Consider the following 17,074-nt stretch of genomic DNA (forward strand, 5'->3'; position numbering starts at 1 on the left):
GACAGCGCCGATGGTACTGCAACCGAAGGGTTGTGGGAGAGTAGGACACCGCCGAACTTACCTTGAAGGTGAGGGCCTGGGCCCGGTCGAGACCAGCAGTCTCCCGGCTCAGGCCCTTTCCTTATGCCCGCCTGGCGTGATGCCCCACCAACCACACGCGATGCCCGCTCGATCACGCGTGATGCCCGCGCAGTCACGGATGATGCCTCTCCAATCACGGGCGATGCCCGTGCAGTCACGCGAGATGCCCCGCTGGGCACGCGAGATCCGCGGCCAATCACGCGAGTTCCGGGCTCCATCACGCGAGATCGGTCCCCACTCACGCGAATCCCGCCCCCGAGCACACCAACCGGCGACCCCGGAAAGACGGGCCGCCCGCCCAGAGCCGCAAACCGACCCTCCAGGCACGCAAACCGACCCTCCAGGCACGCGGACCGACCCTCCGGGTACGCCAGCCGACCGCCTGAGCAGGCGAACCCGCCCGGATCACGCAAGTCCCCCGCGGGAAGCCGGAACTGGCGTGACGGAAGAGGCCTCCCGCGTGATCAGGCGGGCATCTCCCGTGACTGCGCGGGCATCTCCCGTGACTGGAGGGGCATCACCCGTGATCCCACGGGCATCACTCCATAGCCGCGCAAGAGAAAGGGGCCAGGAGCGAAGCTCCTGGCCCCGGAACCCGAAACCGGACCTACTTGAGAGCCGAGCCGGCTTGCCAGTCGGCCCAGGACTTGGACCAGTCGCCGTACAGGTCCCATACCGGGAGCTGGGGGCCGCCTGAGTTGGTTACCTCCACGACGTCTCCCAATCCCATGTTCTGGAAGAACCACTGGGCGTTCGCGTCGTTCAGGTTGATGCACCCGTGGGACACGTTCGCGCTGCCCTGCTGGCTCACGCTGTTGGGGTTCTCGTGGACGAACTCGCCGTCGTTCGAAATGCGCTCCGACCACTTCTCGTTGGACCGGTACGCCTTCGGGTCCGGCGGGCAGACTCCGTACGTGCACGAATCCATCGTGTAGTTCGCCTGCTTGTCCGAAATGACGTGCGCGCCCAAATGGGTGGGTGTTGCGTCCTTGCCCATCGAGATCGGCATCGACTTGACCATCTGGCCGTTGTGGAAGATCTGCATCTGCTCGGTGTTGCCGTCCGCCTTGGCGATCCAGGAATCGTGCACCTTGTACGTCTCGGTGCGGTCCTCGGCGCCGAACACGCCGTTTCCGAAATCGACTCCGTAGATCTTCGCCGTCACCTTGAGCGTCGTGCCGGCCTTCCAGTACTCCTTCGGCCGGTAGTGGACGTTCGAGTCGTCGATCCAGTACCAGCCGCCCTCCTGCTTCGGGGTCGACTCGACCGTCAGCGCCTTCTCCACCGCCGCCTTGTTCTTCACGGCGATCTTGCCGAAGCTGAACACGATCGGCTGCCCCACGCCGACGCCCGTGCTCGCCACCGCGGACGGGGCCGGGATCAGGTTGGCGTTCGCCTGCTTCTTCGGCGACAGCGTCGTGATCTGGTTGTCCTGCTCGACCGGTTTCCCGTTGGCGCCCTGGGCGTGCGCGACGATCTTGTACGTCGCCCCGTAGCCGAGCGGCTCGGTCGACGTCCACGTCGACCCGTCCGGGGCGAGGGTGCCGGCCACCGTCTTCCCCTTGGCGGTGTTGGTCACCGTGACGTCGACGAGCTTCCCGTTGGCCGCCTTGACGACGATCGGCGTCGCCGGGTTCACCCCGGTGCCGCCCGCGGGCTCGAACGTCACCGCGACCGGCGTCTCGGACGCCGAGGCAGGCCCCGACGCCGGCGCCCCACCGGCGGGCGAACCGCCGTCGTCACCGGACGAGCAGGCGGAAAGCAGCAGTGCTCCGGCGAGGATTCCGGCCACCGAAAGTAAAATCTTCTTGGGGAGCATATTGTCTCTTTTTGGGAATTGGGATCGGCGGGCATTCGTCATCAAAACTACGCGATAGCGATGACGTCCTGACCGGCGGATCGGTGCATCGGCGTGACGCGGATCACGTGATGACGAGTCCCGGTGCGCCGTAAAGTCCCGGCCCGTCCACCGAAACCGCCTCCAGATACTCCCGCGCCGCCGTGTACGCCTCGTCCGCCAGCGTTTCCGTGTGCCCGAAATCCAGCGGGTTCACACGTACGGGTGCCGGTCCCGGCAGATACAGCACCGGCACTTCGGCCGCGGCCAGCGGCGCCTCCAGCACCGCCTGGTTGCGCATGCTGATCATCGCGGTAAACATCATCACCTCGGCGAACGTCCGCGGCGCGCCCGGCATCTTGCCCGGGAACGCGCAGTCGAGCACCACCAGCGACTTCGCGCCCATCGTCAGCGCCTGCCGCATCGGGACGTTCGCGACGAGCCCGCCGTCGTACAGCAGCCGCCCCTCGTGCTCCACCGGCGGGAAGATTCCCGGGATCGCGCAGCTGGCCAGCAGCGGCTCGAGCAGCCGCCCGGACCGGATCAGCAGCGGCTCGGCCGTGTCGACCTGCGTGGTGACGACGCCCAGCGGGATCGCCAGGTCCTCGAACCGCGTCTCGGCGCCGAGGTGCTCGGCGACGATCCCGGCCAGCCCGGTGTTGGGGAACAGGTGCGTCTTGCTTTGCGTCAGCATCCGGACCCGGCTGAGCACGCCGCCGGGGAAGGCCTCGTCGCGCGTCATGTGCGCCCAGATGCTGCGCAGGCTCGCGAGGGCGTCGCCGCCGAAGCGGGCGAGGACGGCCGCGTTGAGCGAGCCGACCGACGTGCCGACCGCCAGGTCCGGCGTCACCCCGGCGTCGGTCAGCGCGCGCAGCATGCCGACCTGCATGGCGCCGAGGCTGCCGCCACCGCCGAGGACGAAGCCGATCGGCCGGGGAAGATCCGCGAGACTCATACCGCCGAATGTAGTAAGCCCGACTTTCGCAGGTCGTGCGGGTCGCGCACCTGGCGTTAGCCTGCCGGGGTGGCCGAGCTGGAGCTGCGCCATCTCAGGGCCGTCCGCGCCGTCGCGGACGGCGGCAGCGTGAGCCGCGCCGCGACCGTGCTCGGCGTCAGCCAGCCCGCGCTCACCGCCCAGCTCAAGCGGATCGAGCGGATCCTCGGCGGCGAGCTGTTCGTCCGCGGCCCCAGCGGCGTGCGGCCCACCGAGCTGGGCCGGTTCGTGCTCGCCCGCGCCGACGCGCTGCTATCCGACATGCAGGCCCTCGTCGCCACCGCGCGGCGGCACGGCGAAAGCGGCCCCGGCACGCTGCGGATCGGGTACGTGCCGCTGCTGATCATCGGCCGGTTCATCGAGGAGCTGGGGGAGCTGGACCTCGACGTCCGGACGTACGCCGAACCCGCGTCGCTCACCCTGCTGAAGCTGCTCTCGACCGGCCGGGTCGACGTCGCCCTGCTGGAACGGTTCGACGGCACCGAAGCTCACCACTTCGCCGGCCTGGCCGTGCGGACGCTCGCCACCGAGCCGATCTTCGTCGGCATCGCCGAGGGGCATCCGGCGATCCGCGGCGGTGCCGTCGCACTCGCCGACCTGGCCGGCTGCGACTGGATCCTGCCGCCGCCGCACGAGAACTGCGTCCGCGTGCGGTTCGTGCAGGCGTGCGCGGCGGCCGGGTTCACGCCGCGCGTGCGGCACTTCACGTCGGAGGCGGGCACGGCCGGGACGTTGATCGCCCAGGGCGCGGTCTGCCTCGCGCAGGCGGCTTCGGCGCCGCCGCCGGGCCTGCTCGCGCTGCCGCTGGCAGGCGACCCGCTGTGGACGACGCTGTTGTTCGCGACGCGCGAGGACGACGCCCGCACGGCGGTGACCGACGCCGTGTTCCGGTGCGCGGAGGTCGCGCATGCCGCGTCCCGGCACCGGAATCCGCACTTCGCGCGGTGGTGCGGCGAGCGGCTCGCCGTCGTCCGGTAGGCGGCATAACGCCGGTGTTATCCCCGCTGGGATTACTGCCCGGCGCGGCAACGGGAGAAGCTCACGAAGTCCCCACCTGTTGCCGACAAGGAGCAACGAATGCACTTCAGACGAGCAAAGGCGCTCGGTGTGCTGTGTGCCGGGCTGGCCGCGCTGCTGGCCCCACCCGCGGCCGCGGCGCCGGAGGCGGCCACCACGCTGTCCATCAGCCAGCTGGTCCAGGAGCAGAACCAGTGGTGCTGGGCCGCGAGCGGCCTGACCATCGCCCGGTTCCTCGGCTACGGCACCGGCGTCAGCCAGAACACGTTCTGCGACTACTCCCGCGGCTACCCGGCCGGCTCGCAGTGCCCCAACCAACCCGGCGAGCTGACCTGGGTCCAGCGCGGCTACCAGGCGCTCGGCCTGCGGCCCGGCACGGTGACCGGCGCGCTCAGTTTCGCTTCGGTGCAGGGCGAAATCGGCGGCAGCCGCCCGATCGAGACGGGCATCTACTGGACGGCGGGCGGCGGGCACGCCCAGGTCATCTACGGCTACGACAGCAGCGGGCTCGTGTACTACGGCGACCCGTGGCCGAGCAGCCGGCGCTACAGCGCGATGGCGTACTCGAGCTATGTCCGCAATGGACAGTTCCAGTGGGCCCAGTCCCTCTACCGGATCGGGGCGTGACCATGAACCTGTTCCGTGGATGTGCCGTCCTGGTGGTGGCGCTGATGTTCGGGTTCGGCGGAACGGCGTCGGCAGCGCCGAAGGACGACGTCGCGGCCGCGGTCGCCTCGGCGGGGCCGCAGCTTTCGGCGTTCTTCGGCCAGCTCGACCGCCAGGCGGGCGTCGCCCGTGCCGCTGCTGCGCAGGCACCCGAAGTGGCCGGCGAGCCGCTGGCTGTGTATTCGCTGGACCCGGCGTTCGTCGCGGGAACCCCGGGAGCGGCACCGGCGTCGTTCGGCTTCTACGCGGTGCGCGCGAAGGCGTCGAGCGGGCGGCAGGCGACCGTGTGGGTGACGCGCGAAGCGTCCGGCTGGACGGCGACCAACTTCACGACCGGCACCGAGGAGCTGACGTTCCCTGCCCAGGCCGCCGGCGAGCTGGTGTTCACCGAACCGCAGGTCAACGCGTGGTACCGGGTACACGAGGGGCGCGTGCTGCCGCTCAACGACCCGGCCCGGCAGCGGGTCGGCGATGGGGTGACGGTGGCGGGGTACCAGCAGCTGGTGCACCGGCTGTACGGCGACAAGCTGCCGGGTTCGGCTTACCGGGCGCAGGGCAAGCTCGGTGGGTACGACCTGGCGTCGCCGCCGTCGCCCGGAGGGGGCGTGGGGTCCTGGCCGTTCGTCGCCGGCGGGGCACTGCTGGCGCTCGGGTTGATCGGCTGGGTCACCGGCAAGGCGGTGCGCGCTCGCCGCTGACGCCGGGAGGGTGCGGCTCGGGGGACCGGGCCGCACCCTCGCGGGCGTCGGGGGTTCGGGCGCCCCAACGTGGGCTTGGGTCGGGCGCGGCGAGGGCGGCGTTGGGTGCGGCGGGGGTTGGCCTCGGGTGGGTTGGGCGCGGCGAGGGGCCTGGGGAGTTGGGTGCGTCGCGCGCACCAGGGGGCGTTGGGCGCGGCGAGGGTGGCCTCGGGTGCGTTGGGCGCGGCGAGGGCGGCCTGGGGTGCAGCGCGGGTGGCCTTGGGGCGCTTGAGGTGGGGCCGGGCAGGGACGCGCTCGGTCAGGGGACGCGTTCGGGTTCCGGTTCCGGCGTCTCGACCGCCGCGAGGGCCTTGCGCTTCTTCAAGCGCAGCAAGAAGAACACTCCCACCGCTGCCAGTGCGGCGACCACGATCAAGCCGCCCGTGTTCAGGGCGCCTTCGATGCGCTTTGCCGCTTCGCCCAGGGCCGCGCCGATGCTGATGTGGACCAGGGACCAGCAGAACGCGCCCGCCGCGGCGGCGGGGAGGAACTTGCGGAACGGCAGGCCCGAGGTGCCCGCCGCTGCCGGGGTCAGCGTGCGGATCACCGGGAGGAACCGGGCGAAGAACACCGCCCAGGCGCCGCGGCGTTCCAAGACTCCGGTGGCCTTGTCCCAGGCGTCGAGGCCGTACTTGCGGATCAGTTTCGTCTCGCGCAGGCGCGGTCCGAAGCGGCGGCCGATCGTGTAGCCGAGTGCGTCGCCCGCTGTTGCGCACAACGTCACCACCAGCCACAGCACCAAGAAGCGCGGGACCGTGTTCGCCGTCGTCGCCGCGACGAGCAGCCCGGATTCGCCCGGGGCCAGGAAACCCAGCCCGATCGTGCATTCGGCGAACACCAGGCCGCCGGTCGCCGCGACGAGTCCCGGTTCCGGGAGTCCTTGCAGCCAGCTCAGAAGGTCCGAAACCAGGGCCATGCGATCCACTTTACCGATCCTTTAAGGACCGTCGAGTGACGTGCGTCACCTCGCCAGCAGGGACGCGGCTTCCTGGGCGGCGGGCCCTTCGGCGGCCAGGTGGGCCAGGTTCTCCGGGAGGACTTCGCCGCGGTGGGCCTTGGTCTGGGCGTACAGGCGTCCCGCGCGGTACGACGAGCGCACCAGCGGCCCGGCCATCACACCGGCGAAGCCCATCGCCTCCGCAGCCTGCGAGTGCTCCACGAACTCCTCCGGCTTGACCCACCGGTCCACCGGATGATGCCGCGGCGACGGACGCAGATACTGCGTGATCGTCAGGATCTCGCACCCCGCGTCGACCAGGTCCCGCATCGCCGGAGCCACCTCGTCCGGGGTCTCCCCCATCCCGAGGATCAGATTGGACTTCGTCACCAATCCGGCCTCACGCGCAGCCGTGATCACTTCCAGGGACCGAGCGTACCGGAATCCCGGACGAATACGCTTGAAAATCCGCGGAACTGTCTCCACGTTGTGCGCAAGAACCTCCGGCCGCGACCCGAAAACCTCCGCCAGCTGCTCCGGATCCGCATTGAAATCCGGAATCAGCAACTCCACACCCGTACCCGGATTCAACGCATGAATCTGCCGCACCGTCTCCGCATACAGCCACGCGCCACCATCGGGCAGGTCATCCCGCGCCACACCAGTCACCGTCGAGTACCGCAAACCCATGGCCTGCACGGACTCCGCGACCTTGCGCGGCTCGGTGCGATCCAACGCGGCAGGCTTACCGGTATCGATCTGGCAGAAATCACACCGCCGGGTGCATTGATCCCCGCCGATCAGGAACGTCGCTTCCCGATCCTCCCAGCATTCGTAGATATTGGGACACCCGGCCTCTTCACAGACCGTGTGCAAACCCTCACGCCGCACCAGACCCTTGAGTTCGGTGAACTCCGGGCCCATCCGCACCCGCGTCTTGATCCACGACGGCTTCTTCTCGATCGGCGTCTCACTGTTGCGCACTTCCAGGCGCAACAGCTTCCGGCCCTCAGGAGCAGCACTCACGCCCTCAACCGTACGCCCGTTCGGGCTAGGCCGGGTCGGGGGTGACGCCGGTCAGCTCCGCGGTGACGTCCCACAGCCGGGTGCCCAGCGACTCGCTGCGCGCGGCGGCCAGCGGGCGCAGCTTCACGGGGTAGCCGCGGACGCCGCCGAGGCCGCCCGGACCGATGTAGTCGCCGTTGCCGACGCCGTCCGCCGTCGCCGCGTACAGCTGCGGGAGCGTGCCCTGGCGGACGTTCTGCGCGAACAGCGTTTCGCCGATCCGGTGCCCGCCCGCGATCACCGAGCGGAGGATCGGGTTCGTGTACGAGCGCGCCATGCCGCTGCCGAGCCCGGTCGCGGTGTAGCCGGGGTGGGCGGCGACGCTGATGACGTCTTCGCCGCGCAGCCGCCGCGCCAGTTCCAGCGCGAACACCTGGTTGGCGAGCTTCGACTGGCCGTACGCCGCCGCCGGGTTGTAGCGGCGGTGCTCGCCGTTGGGGTCGTCGAGGTGGATGCGGGCGCCGACCGCCGCGAGGCTCGACAGCGTGACGATCCGGGCGTGCTTGCCGCCGCGCAGGGCAGGCATCAGCAGCCACGTCAGCGCCGCGTGGCCGAGGTGGTTGGTGCCGAGCTGCAGCTCGAACCCGTCGGCCGTGCGGCCGCGGGCGGTTGCCATCACGCCGGCGTTGTTGACCAGCACGTCCAGCGCGTCGCCGGTGCGTTCCCGCACCGACGCGGCCGCCGCGCGCACCGACGCGAGCTCGCTCAGGTCCAGTGGGACGAGCTCGGGTCCGGCGCCCGCGGCCACCGCGCGGACCTGGTCGAGGGCCTTCGCGCCGCGCTCGGCGGAACGGCAGGCGAGGAGCACGCGGGCGCCCTTGCCCGCGAGCACCTGGGCGGTGCGCAGGCCGAGCCCGGAGTTCGCGCCGGTGACCAGGACGGTCCGGCCGCTCTGGTCGGCGATGTCGGCTTCGGTCCAGCGCTGCGTCATGGTGACACTTAACTCCGTTTATGCACTGGGCGCGAGCAACCGGCGCAGGTGTCCGATCATCGGACGCCGGCGGACAGGCTCTTCGCGGCCGGTGCGCAGCAGTGCTTCGAACGCGTGGCCCACCTTGACGATCTCGTCGGCCGGCTCGCGCGGGTCGGCCAGCCCGGCCGTGACGGCCAGCATCCGCAGCTCGCCCTCGTGCATGCGGCGCAGCGAGGCGTGCCGCTCGTACGCGCCGTCGAGGACCGCGCGCAGGTCGGCGTGTTCCGCCGCGGCGGCCTGCCACGCGCGGGTGACGGCGTCGACGTTGTCTCCGAGACCGTCGGCGTCGTCCGGGTCGGCGACCTCGGCGCGCAGGCGGCCGCTCAGCGTCCGCGTCCACTGGTACTGCAGGGCGGCCAGGAGGTTTTCCTCGCTGCCGAAGTGCTCCTCGGCCCCCGGGACCTCGGCCAGCGGCAACGGCGCGCCCGGGTTCCGGGCCGCGCGGCGCACGGCGGCTTCGAGGATCTCCTGGCGCCGGTAGAAGTCGGTCCAGCTCATCGTGTGGCTCCCCTTCCGTGGCCCGGGTCATACCGCGGGTCTGCGGCATACTCCCGGTACGGACCTGACACGGCGAACATACCATGAGTATGGAGAGATCCTCCGGGCGTAAAGTTGTGAAGGTGGCGACAATGAGGTCCAGACGACTCGACTACTCCGAGTCGACGCGGTCCGCGCTGGTCGACAGCGCGGTCGAACTGTTCACCAAACGCGGTTACGCGGGTACCTCCCTCGACGAGATCGCCAAACGCGCGCGCGTCACCAAGGGCGCGCTCTACCACCACTTCAGCGGCAAGCAGGCGCTCTTCGAAGCCGCGTTCGACCAGGTCGAAAGCCTCGTCTACGACCGGCTCGACAAGATCGTCAACGGCGACGGCACCCCGTGGGAACGGGCGCTGGCCGGGCTCAACGCGTTCATCCGCGCCTGCCTCGACCCCGCCTACCAGCGGATCGCCATCCACGAGGCGCCGGTCGTGATGGGCTGGGAACGCTGGCGCGAGGCCGAGGAGCGGTGCAGCTTCGGGCTCGTGCGCTCGGGCCTGCAGTCGCTGATCGACGCGGGCGAGGTCGAGCCGGTCCCGGTCGAGGTCACCGCCCGGCTGCTGTTCGGCGCGCTGTCCAGCGCGGCGACCGAAATCGCCAGCTCGCCCGACCCGAAGAAGGTCGGGGCCCAGATCGAGGACGTCATCGTCCGCATGCTGGTCCGCCTGCGGCGCACGGAACCGGATGTCTCTATAGGCTGATCTTCGTGGACTTGAGGATCTTCACCGAGCCCCAGCAGGGGGCCAGCTACGACGACCTGCTGCGCGTCGCCAAGGCGACCGAAGCCGCCGGGTACGACGCGTTCTTCCGCAGCGACCACTACCTGAAGATGGGCTCGGCCGACGGCCTGCCCGGCCCCACCGACGCGTGGATCACCCTGGCCGGCCTGGCCCGCGAGACCAGCCGGATCCGGCTCGGCACGCTCGTCACCGCGGCGACGTTCCGGCACCCCGGCCCGCTGGCCATCTCGGTCGCGCAGGTCGACCAGATGTCCGGCGGCCGCGTCGAGTTCGGCCTCGGCTCCGGCTGGTACGACGCCGAGCACGAGGCGTACGGCCTGACGCTGCCGCCGCTGAAGGAGCGCTTCGACCGCTACGCCGAGCAGCTCGAGATCGTCACCGGCCTGTGGAAGACGCCGGTGGGCTCGACGTACTCGTTCTCCGGGCAGTACTACACGCTCAAGGACTCCCCGGCGCTGCCGAAGCCGGCGCAGTCCCCGGCGCCGCCGGTGATCGTCGGGGGCGGCGGCAAGAAGCGCACCCCGGCACTGGCCGCCCGGTTCGCCGACGAGTTCAACCTGCCCTTCGTCGACGCCGAGACGGCGGCGGCCCAGTTCGCCCGCGTCGACGAGGCGGCCAGGGAGATCGGCCGCGACCCCAAGGAGATCCTGCGCTCGGCGGCGCTGGTGATCGCGGTCGGCCGGTCCGACGCGGAGGTCGCGCAGCGGGCGTCGGTCCTCGGGCGCGACGTCGACGAGCTGAAGGCCAACGGCCTGGCCGGGTCGCCCGCCGAGGTCGTCGAGCGGATCGGGCAGTGGCGGGAGAAGACCGGCATCACGCGGCTCTACCTGCAGCTGCTCGATCTGTCCGATGTGGACCAGATCGAGCTGGTCGCCGCCGAGGTCGCGCCCCAGCTGGACTGAGCAGCCCCCGATTTCCAGGCTAGCGGAGGGTACCGACAGTTCCGGGCCCCGAACGCCGTGAATGCCACATTGAGGGACTTCAAGTCCCTCAATGTGGCATTCACGGACTTCAGTTCTGGAGGGCGAAGGTGACGCCGGGGGCCTGGGGAGCCTCGGGGCGGGGGAGCCAGCGGTCCTCGCTCACCGGCAGCTCGCCTTCCAGGGCCGCCAGGACCGCGTCGCGGGCCAGGGGCAGCACCGCCTCCACCGTCACGTCGCGCTGCAGCTCGTACGACAGCGACGTCACGCCCGCGTCGCGGATGCCGCACGGGACGATGGCGTCGAACGCCGACAGGTCCGCATTGCAGTTCAGCTCGAAGCCGTGCATCGTCACGCCGCGCTGGACGCGGATGCCGATGGCTGCGATCTTCCGCTCGATGCCGCGGTCGTCCGCCGGGATCCACACGCCGCTGCGGCCCTCCACGCGGCCGCTGTGCACGCCCAGCTGGTCGCACACGTGGATCAGCGCCTCCTCCAGGCGCCGCACATAGTGCACGACGTCGATCGGGTCGGCGAGCTTGACGATCGGGTAGCCGACCAGCTGGCCGGGACCGTGCCAGGTGATCTTGCCGCCGCGGTCGACGTCGATCACCGGGGTGCCGTCCACCGGCCGGTCCGCCGGCTCGGTGCGCTTGCCCGCGGTGTACACCGACGGGTGCTGCAGCAGGAGCATCGTGTCCGGTGCGGTGCCGTCCGCACGGGCCGTCAGGAAGCTGCGCTGGAGCTCCCAGGCTTCGGTGTAGTCGATCGTGCCGAGCTCCCGGACGTCGACGGGCTCGGCGCTGGCGCGGCAGGTACGGGAAGAACTCACCCGTCGAGGCTACGCCGGTCACCCGGGGGAAGCAGCCGCAAGGCACATGCTGAGAGCAGCCCGACACCGGTCACCGCCAGCACTGCGCCGATCGTGTCGGTGACCCAGTGCACCCCGAGCACGACCCGGCAGGCCGCCGCCAGCACCACCGCGGCCGCCACGGCCACCGCCACCCGTTTCACCAGGTGCGGCCACAGCCACGCGCACAGCAGCAGGAGCACGAACCCGGTGCTCGCCACCGCCGTCACGTGCCCGCTCGGGTAACTCAGGTCCGGGTAGTCACGCGGACGTTCCCGCAGGAAGACCGGCTTGAACACCAGGCTCGTCAGCCGGCACAGCAGCAGCACGACAGCCAGCCGGACGCACAACCCGAGATAGGCCCGCCGTCGCAGCGCCAGCGCGAGCAGCGCCACGCCGAGGACGTACGGCAGCACCGGGCCGAGGATGTCGCTGCCGATCTCCGCCACCCGCCCGAGCGGCTGCGTGTAGACGCCGTGGAGGGCGTTCGCGACCTGGGCGTCGAGCGTCAGCGGCTGCCGGGCGACGCCGAGCCCGAGCGCGAAGAAGGCGGCGGCCAGCGCGAACCCGACGACGAGCCAGCGCTTGAGCGGGACGGTCATGCCGCCGCGAGCGCGCCGGCCAGCGTGCGGTGCCGGAACGCGTAGCCCGAGTGCTCCAGCGCGGCCGGGACGGCCCGCTGCCCGTACAGCGCCATCTCCTCGCCCGCCTGGCCGAGCGCGGCCTTGAGCGCGATCCCCGGCACCCACCACGGCGCGGGCCGGTGCAGCGCACGGCCGACGGCCCGGGTGAACTCCGCGTTCGTCACCGGCTCCGGCCCGGTCAGGTTCACCGGCCCGGAGACGTCTTCATGCGTCAGGACGTGGACGATCGCGCCGACCTCGTCGTCGAGGGAGATCCACGGCATGTACTGGCGGCCGGAGCCGAGCCGCCCGCCCAGGCCCAGCCGGAACAGCGGGCGCAGCAGCCCGTACAGCCCGCCCCGCGCCGACAGCACCAGCCCGGTCCGGATCTTGACCACGCGGGCGTCCCCGGCCGCGGCCGTCGCCCCTTCCCACGCTTCGCACAGCTCGGCGAGGAAACCGCGCCCGCGCGGCGCCGACTCGTCCACAATGGACGACCCGGCGTTGCCGTAGTAGCCGACCGCGGACGCGTTGACCAGCACGCCGACGCCGTGTTCGGCGACGGCTTCGGCGAGCACCTCGGTCGGCTCGACCCGGCTGTCGGTGAGCTGCTGCTTGCGCATCGCGCTCCACCGGCCGGGGAACAGCCGCTTGCCGCCCAGGTTCACGACGGCGTCGACGCCCTCGAACGCGCCGCTCGCGATGGTGCCCGACGGCGGATCCCAGCGGAATTCGCCGCCCTCGCGGGCCTCCCGCCGCACCAGGCGCCGGACTTCGTGACCCTCGCGCCGCAGGCGGTCGCCGAGCGCCGACCCGATCAAGCCGCTCGCGCCGGCGATCAGTACTCGCATGGTCCGATCGTGGCCCATCCCGGTTCCGGGCGCACGCCCAGGTCCCGCGCGAACGCGGCCAGGTCGGACAGGATCGCCACGCCGAACGGGGCGAGCGGGACGTCCGGGAAGTCCGTGCCGGTGTAGAACATCGCGATCGTCGCCCCGCCCGTGGACAGGCCGAACCCGCGGCTGCGCGGCAGGACCCCGCCCTTGAACAGCACGGGCTCGCCCTCGTACCGCGCGGTGGCGCCCAGCTTCCGGCGCGCGAGCCGGGCGGCCGGGGTGTCCGCGGTGGCGAGGTGGCGGTGGAAGGCGAACAGCTGCGCGGCGGTGCCGTGCGCGGTGCCCTGTGTCCAGGCCCACTCCGCCGCATCGGAAACCGGCTCGCCCCGGACGCGGTCCAGGACTTCCCGCCGGAACGCGGGATCGGCGGTGAACCGGGCGGTCAGGTCGCCCTCGCCGGGGAAGTACGAACGCAGCGTTTCGCCGCAGAACCACCGCAGGTCCGCGCCGGCCCAGCCGCCGTCCGCCGCCGCGGCCCGCAGTGCGTCGTCGCCGAGGCGGGCCCGCAGGTAGTCGGGGGCGGCGTTGTCGCTTTCGGTGATCATCGCCGTGGCGATCGCGTCCAGCGGGACGCGCTGTTCCGGGTCGCGGGCGACGCCGAACTCGTCGCAGCCGACGCCCAGCGCCGTCAGGGCCCGGTGGTGGGCACCCGCGCCCCGCGGGCCGTCGCCCTCGAAGGGGTGCCAGGCGTCCCAGTCGCCGACCCGGACCGGCTCGGCCGGATCGAGCCCCTCGGCGACCGCGGTGGTGTAGGCGAGCAGGTGGACGACCTTGATCGTCGAAGCCAGGACACGCGGCACATCGGCGTTGTGCGCCAGGTGACAGTGGCCGTCGTCCGCGACGACCGAGACGTCGTCGCGGTGCGCGGCGAACCACGTCGGCTCCGCCATCCCCGGTCCCTTCCCGAATGCCCCGGATGCTCCGAAGGCCACCATCAGGGCGTCAGACGCCCTGATGGTGGCCTTCAGAGGCTTTCAGTTGCTCAGAGGCCGAGCTCGTCCTCGAAGTTGCCCTCTTCCAGACGCTGCTTGATCGTCGTCAGGAAGCGGCCCGCGTCGGCCCCGTCCACCAGGCGGTGGTCGTAGGTCAGCGGGAGGTACACCATCGACCGGATCGCGATCGTGTCGTTGCCGTCGGCGTCGGTGATGACCACCGGGCGCTTGACGACCGCGCCGGTGCCGAGCATGCCCGACTGCGGCTGCACGATGATCGGCGTGTCGAACAGCGCGCCGTTCGAGCCGATGTTCGTGATGGTGAACGTGCCACCGGTCAGCTCGTCCGGCTTGATCTGGCTGGCACGGGCCCGCGCCGCCAGGTCGGCGATGCGGTGCGCGAGACCGGCCAGGCTCAGCTCGCCCGCGTCGTGGATGACGACCGAGAGGAGACCCTTTTCGGTGTCCACCGCGATGCCCAGGTGCACGGCGCCGTGGTAGGTGATCTCCTTCGTTTCCTCGTTGTAGGACGCGTTGACGTTCGGGTGCTGCTTGAGCGCCTCGACCGTGGCCTTCGCGAAGAACGGCAGGAACGTCAGGTTGACGCCCTCGCGCTCCTTGAAGGCCGCCTTCGCGCGCTGGCGCAGCTTGGCGATCTTCGTGACGTCGACCTCGTGCACCTGCGTGAGCTGCGCGGAGACCTGCAGCGACTCGCGGGTCTTGGTGGCCGTGATCTGGCGGATCCGGCTCGCCTTCTGCACGGTGCCGCGCAGTGCCTGGACCTCCGGGGACACCGCGGCGGCCCGCGGGGCGGACGGCGCCGACGAGGCAGCGGCAGCCGGAGCGGCGGCCGGGGCCGGCGCCTGCTGCTTCTGCTTCGCCTCGGCCGCGGCCAGGACGTCCTGCTTGCGGATCCGGCCGCCGACGCCGCTGCCGGTCAGCGTCGAAAGGTCGATGCCGTGCTCGGCGGCCAGCTTGCGGACCAGCGGCGTGACGTACGGGCCGTCGGCCGAGCCGTCCTTCGCCGCGGCGGCCGGGGCCGACTGCGTCGCGGCCGCCGCCGGGGCGGCCTGCGGAGCCGGCGTGGGCTCCGGCTTCGGCTCGGGCTTGGCCTGCTGCTGGACCGGCTCGGGCTTGGGCTCCGGCTTCGGTTCCGGCTTGGGCTCGGGCTTCGGCTCCGGCTTGGCTTCGGCCTTCGGCGCCGCGTTCGCGTCGCCGATCACGGCCAGGACGCCGCCGACCTCGACGGTCTCGTCCTCGCCCGCGCGGATCTCCAGCACCGTGCCCGCCACTGGCGACGGCACCTCGGTGTCGACCTTGTCGGTCGAGATCTCCAGCAGCGGCTCGTCGACCTCGACGGTGTCGCCGACCTGCTTCAGCCACCGCGTGACGGTGCCCTCGGTGACGCTCTCGCCCAGCTCGGGCAGCTTCACCTCGGTGCCCTCGCCACCGGAGGCCGGCGCGGTGTCGGGCTTGCTCGGCGCGCTCTCCTCGGCCTGGGCCTGCGGCTCCGGCTGCGAAGGCTGCTCGGGCTCTTCCTGCGCCGGGGCGGAGGACTCGGGCACCCCGCCGGTGCCGTCGTCGATCACGGCGAGCTCGCCGCCGACCTCGACGGTCTCGTCCTCCTGGGCGCTGATCTTCACGACCGTGCCCGCCACCGGGGAGGGCACCTCGGTGTCGACCTTGTCGGTCGAGATCTCGAGCAACGGCTCGTCGACCTCGACAGTGTCGCCCTCCTGCTTAAGCCACCGGGTGACGGTGCCTTCGGTGACGCTCTCCCCGAGCTCCGGCAACGTGACGGAGTAGGCCATCGTTCGCTGACTCCTCTTCCAAGTTCTGCGTGGTCTGGATTCTGCTGGTGAGACGTCAGCTGTGCACGTGCAGCGGCTTGCCCGCGAGGGCAAGGAACGCTTCACCGAGGGCCTCGGTCTGGGTCGGGTGGGCGTGGATGAGCGGCGCGACGTCCTCCGGGAAGGCCTCCCAGCTGTAGATCAGCTGCGCTTCGCCGATCAGCTCGCCGACGCGGTCGCCCACCATGTGCACGCCGACGACCGGGCCGTCCGGCGCCTTGACCAGCTTCACCCCACCGGAGGTCTTGAGGATCTGGCTCTTGCCGTTGCCGCCGAGGTCGTAGGTGAACGTCGTGACGCCCGCGCCGTACTTGTCCTTGGCCTGCGACTCGGTCAGCCCGACCGACGCGACCTCCGGGTGCGAGTAGGTGACCCGCGGGATGCCGCTCTCGTCGATCACGCGCGGGTTCAGCCCGGCGATCTCCTCGGCGACGAAGATGCCCTGCTGGAAGCCGCGGTGCGCGAGCTGCAGGCCCGGGACGATGTCGCCGACGGCGTAGACGTTCGGCAGGTTCGTGCGCAGCCGCTCGTCGGTGAGGACGAACCCGCGCTCGATCTTGACGCCGGCCTCCTCGTAGCCGTGGCCCGCCGAGTTCGGCCCGCGGCCGACGGCGACCAGCAGCAGGTCGGCCTCGAGGGTCTCGCCCGACTCCAGCGAGACGCTCACGCCGTTGTCGTCCTGCTTCGCGCCGGTGAACTTCACGCCGGTCTTGAAGGCGATCTTGCGGCGGCGGAAGGCGCGCTCGAGCTGCTTGGACGCGAACTCGTCCTCGTTCGGGACCAGCCGCGGCAGGGCCTCGACGATGGTGACGTCGACGCCGAAGGAGGCCCAGACGCTGGCGAACTCGACGCCGATGACGCCGCCGCCGAGCACCACGACCTTCTTGGGGACGTAGTCGAGCGCGAGCGCCTGCTCGCTGGCGATGATGCGGCCGCCGAGCTCCAGGCCGGGCAGCGTGCGCGAGTACGAGCCGGTGGCGAGGATGACGTTCTTGCCGGTGTAGCGGGTGCCGTCCACCTCGACGGTCGTGCCGCCGACGAACGTGCCGCTGCCCTCGACGAGGTTCACCTTGTGCGCCTTGGCCAGGCCCTGCAGGCCCTTGTACAGGCGGGCGATGATGCCGTCCTTGTACTTGTTGACCCCGGCGATGTCGATGCCCTCGAAGGCGGCCTTGACGCCGACCGCCTCGGCTTCACGGGTCTCGTCGGCGACCTCGGCGGCGTGCAGCAGGGCCTTGGTCGGGATGCAGCCCCGGTGGAGGCACGTCCCGCCCAGCTTGTCCTTCTCGATCAGCGTGACGGAAAGGCCCAGCTCGGCCGCGCGGAAAGCCGCGGCGTAGCCGCCCGATCCGCCTCCCAGGATCACAAGGTCGGCGGAGGTGTCGGTCACTTCAATAACTCCTCGGCAAGCGGTGG

17 protein-coding genes are annotated in these 17,074 nt (G+C 71.2%); 5 read left to right on the forward strand and 12 right to left on the reverse strand.

The annotated features are described in order from the left end of the window. Positions 1–688 precede the first annotated feature (688 nt). Both ABJI51_RS41685 and ABJI51_RS41690 read right to left on the reverse strand, forming a co-directional pair. On the reverse strand, positions 689–1,900 hold the full coding sequence (locus ABJI51_RS41685) for a L,D-transpeptidase (protein ID WP_348956727.1): 1,212 nt from the start codon (positions 1,898–1,900) through the stop codon (positions 689–691). Between the two features lie 103 nt (positions 1,901–2,003). Continuing rightward, complete coding sequence (locus ABJI51_RS41690) at positions 2,004–2,873, reverse strand: patatin-like phospholipase family protein (RefSeq protein ID WP_348956728.1); 870 nt, start codon at positions 2,871–2,873, stop codon at positions 2,004–2,006. A 69-nt stretch (positions 2,874–2,942) separates the two neighbouring features. On the opposite strand from ABJI51_RS41690, the gene ABJI51_RS41695 reads away from it, so the two are divergent. The 3 genes from ABJI51_RS41695 to ABJI51_RS41705 all read left to right on the forward strand — a co-directional run bounded on the left by ABJI51_RS41695 (position 2,943) and on the right by ABJI51_RS41705 (position 5,293). Then, positions 2,943–3,890 carry a LysR family transcriptional regulator gene (locus tag ABJI51_RS41695; RefSeq protein WP_348956729.1) on the forward strand — a complete coding sequence of 316 codons (948 nt, stop codon included), beginning with the start codon at positions 2,943–2,945 and terminating at the stop codon, positions 3,888–3,890. 99 nt (positions 3,891–3,989) lie between these two features. Then, the gene (locus ABJI51_RS41700) at positions 3,990–4,556 is read left to right on the forward strand and encodes a papain-like cysteine protease family protein (RefSeq protein WP_348956730.1); all 567 of its coding nucleotides are present in this window, start codon (positions 3,990–3,992) and stop codon (positions 4,554–4,556) included. Next, positions 4,553–5,293, forward strand: a complete 741-nt coding sequence (locus ABJI51_RS41705; protein WP_348956731.1) for a hypothetical protein — start codon at positions 4,553–4,555, stop codon at positions 5,291–5,293. The genes ABJI51_RS41700 and ABJI51_RS41705 overlap by 4 nt, the downstream gene beginning before the upstream one ends. A 298-nt stretch (positions 5,294–5,591) precedes the next feature. On the opposite strand, the gene ABJI51_RS41710 is transcribed toward ABJI51_RS41705, so the two are convergent. Genes ABJI51_RS41710 through ABJI51_RS41725 form a run of 4 tightly spaced genes read right to left on the reverse strand, consistent with a single transcriptional unit; the run spans position 5,592 to position 8,805 of the window. Beyond that, positions 5,592–6,248: a DedA family protein gene (locus tag ABJI51_RS41710; protein WP_348956732.1), complete on the reverse strand. Its 657-nt coding sequence runs from the start codon at positions 6,246–6,248 to the stop codon at positions 5,592–5,594. Positions 6,249–6,293: 45 nt separating this feature from the next. After that, positions 6,294–7,295 (reverse strand): lipoyl synthase, encoded by a 1,002-nt coding sequence (lipA, locus tag ABJI51_RS41715; protein WP_348956733.1) that lies wholly within the window; start codon positions 7,293–7,295, stop codon positions 6,294–6,296. 25 nt (positions 7,296–7,320) lie between these two features. Then, positions 7,321–8,265 carry an oxidoreductase gene (locus tag ABJI51_RS41720; RefSeq protein WP_348956734.1) on the reverse strand — a complete coding sequence of 315 codons (945 nt, stop codon included), beginning with the start codon at positions 8,263–8,265 and terminating at the stop codon, positions 7,321–7,323. 18 nt (positions 8,266–8,283) lie between these two features. After that, positions 8,284–8,805, reverse strand: a complete 522-nt coding sequence (locus ABJI51_RS41725) for a hypothetical protein (protein WP_348956735.1) — start codon at positions 8,803–8,805, stop codon at positions 8,284–8,286. A gap of 131 nt (positions 8,806–8,936) precedes the next feature. Between ABJI51_RS41725 and ABJI51_RS41730 the strand changes: the two genes are divergently transcribed. Further along, positions 8,937–9,548, forward strand: a complete 612-nt coding sequence (locus ABJI51_RS41730; protein ID WP_348956736.1) for a TetR/AcrR family transcriptional regulator — start codon at positions 8,937–8,939, stop codon at positions 9,546–9,548. Positions 9,549–9,553: 5 nt separating this feature from the next. Next, the gene (locus ABJI51_RS41735; RefSeq protein WP_348956737.1) at positions 9,554–10,489 is read left to right on the forward strand and encodes an LLM class F420-dependent oxidoreductase; all 936 of its coding nucleotides are present in this window, start codon (positions 9,554–9,556) and stop codon (positions 10,487–10,489) included. A 109-nt stretch (positions 10,490–10,598) separates the two neighbouring features. Here ABJI51_RS41735 and lipB read toward each other — a convergent pair whose 3' ends face one another. The 6 genes from lipB to lpdA form a co-directional block, all read right to left on the reverse strand. Continuing rightward, positions 10,599–11,339, reverse strand: coding sequence for a lipoyl(octanoyl) transferase LipB (gene lipB / locus ABJI51_RS41740; RefSeq protein ID WP_348956738.1), 741 nt, complete (start codon positions 11,337–11,339; stop codon positions 10,599–10,601). Next, positions 11,336–11,959, reverse strand: coding sequence for a phosphatase PAP2 family protein (locus ABJI51_RS41745; RefSeq protein ID WP_348956739.1), 624 nt, complete (start codon positions 11,957–11,959; stop codon positions 11,336–11,338). Before ABJI51_RS41745 ends, lipB begins: the two co-directional genes overlap by 4 nt. After that, the gene (locus ABJI51_RS41750) at positions 11,956–12,831 is read right to left on the reverse strand and encodes a TIGR01777 family oxidoreductase (RefSeq protein ID WP_348956740.1); all 876 of its coding nucleotides are present in this window, start codon (positions 12,829–12,831) and stop codon (positions 11,956–11,958) included. The genes ABJI51_RS41745 and ABJI51_RS41750 overlap by 4 nt, the downstream gene beginning before the upstream one ends. Further along, positions 12,819–13,766, reverse strand: a complete 948-nt coding sequence (locus ABJI51_RS41755; RefSeq protein WP_348956741.1) for a serine hydrolase — start codon at positions 13,764–13,766, stop codon at positions 12,819–12,821. Before ABJI51_RS41755 ends, ABJI51_RS41750 begins: the two co-directional genes overlap by 13 nt. A gap of 92 nt (positions 13,767–13,858) precedes the next feature. Continuing rightward, entirely contained in the window at positions 13,859–15,619 is a 1,761-nt protein-coding gene (sucB, locus tag ABJI51_RS41760; RefSeq protein ID WP_348956742.1) for a 2-oxoglutarate dehydrogenase, E2 component, dihydrolipoamide succinyltransferase, read from the reverse strand. Between the two features lie 55 nt (positions 15,620–15,674). Then, entirely contained in the window at positions 15,675–17,048 is a 1,374-nt protein-coding gene (gene lpdA, locus ABJI51_RS41765) for a dihydrolipoyl dehydrogenase (RefSeq protein ID WP_348956743.1), read from the reverse strand. Positions 17,049–17,074: the final 26 nt, after the last annotated feature.

This window comes from Amycolatopsis melonis (assembly GCF_040064235.1).
GTDB classification, from domain to species: Bacteria; Actinomycetota; Actinomycetes; order Mycobacteriales; family Pseudonocardiaceae; genus Amycolatopsis; species Amycolatopsis melonis.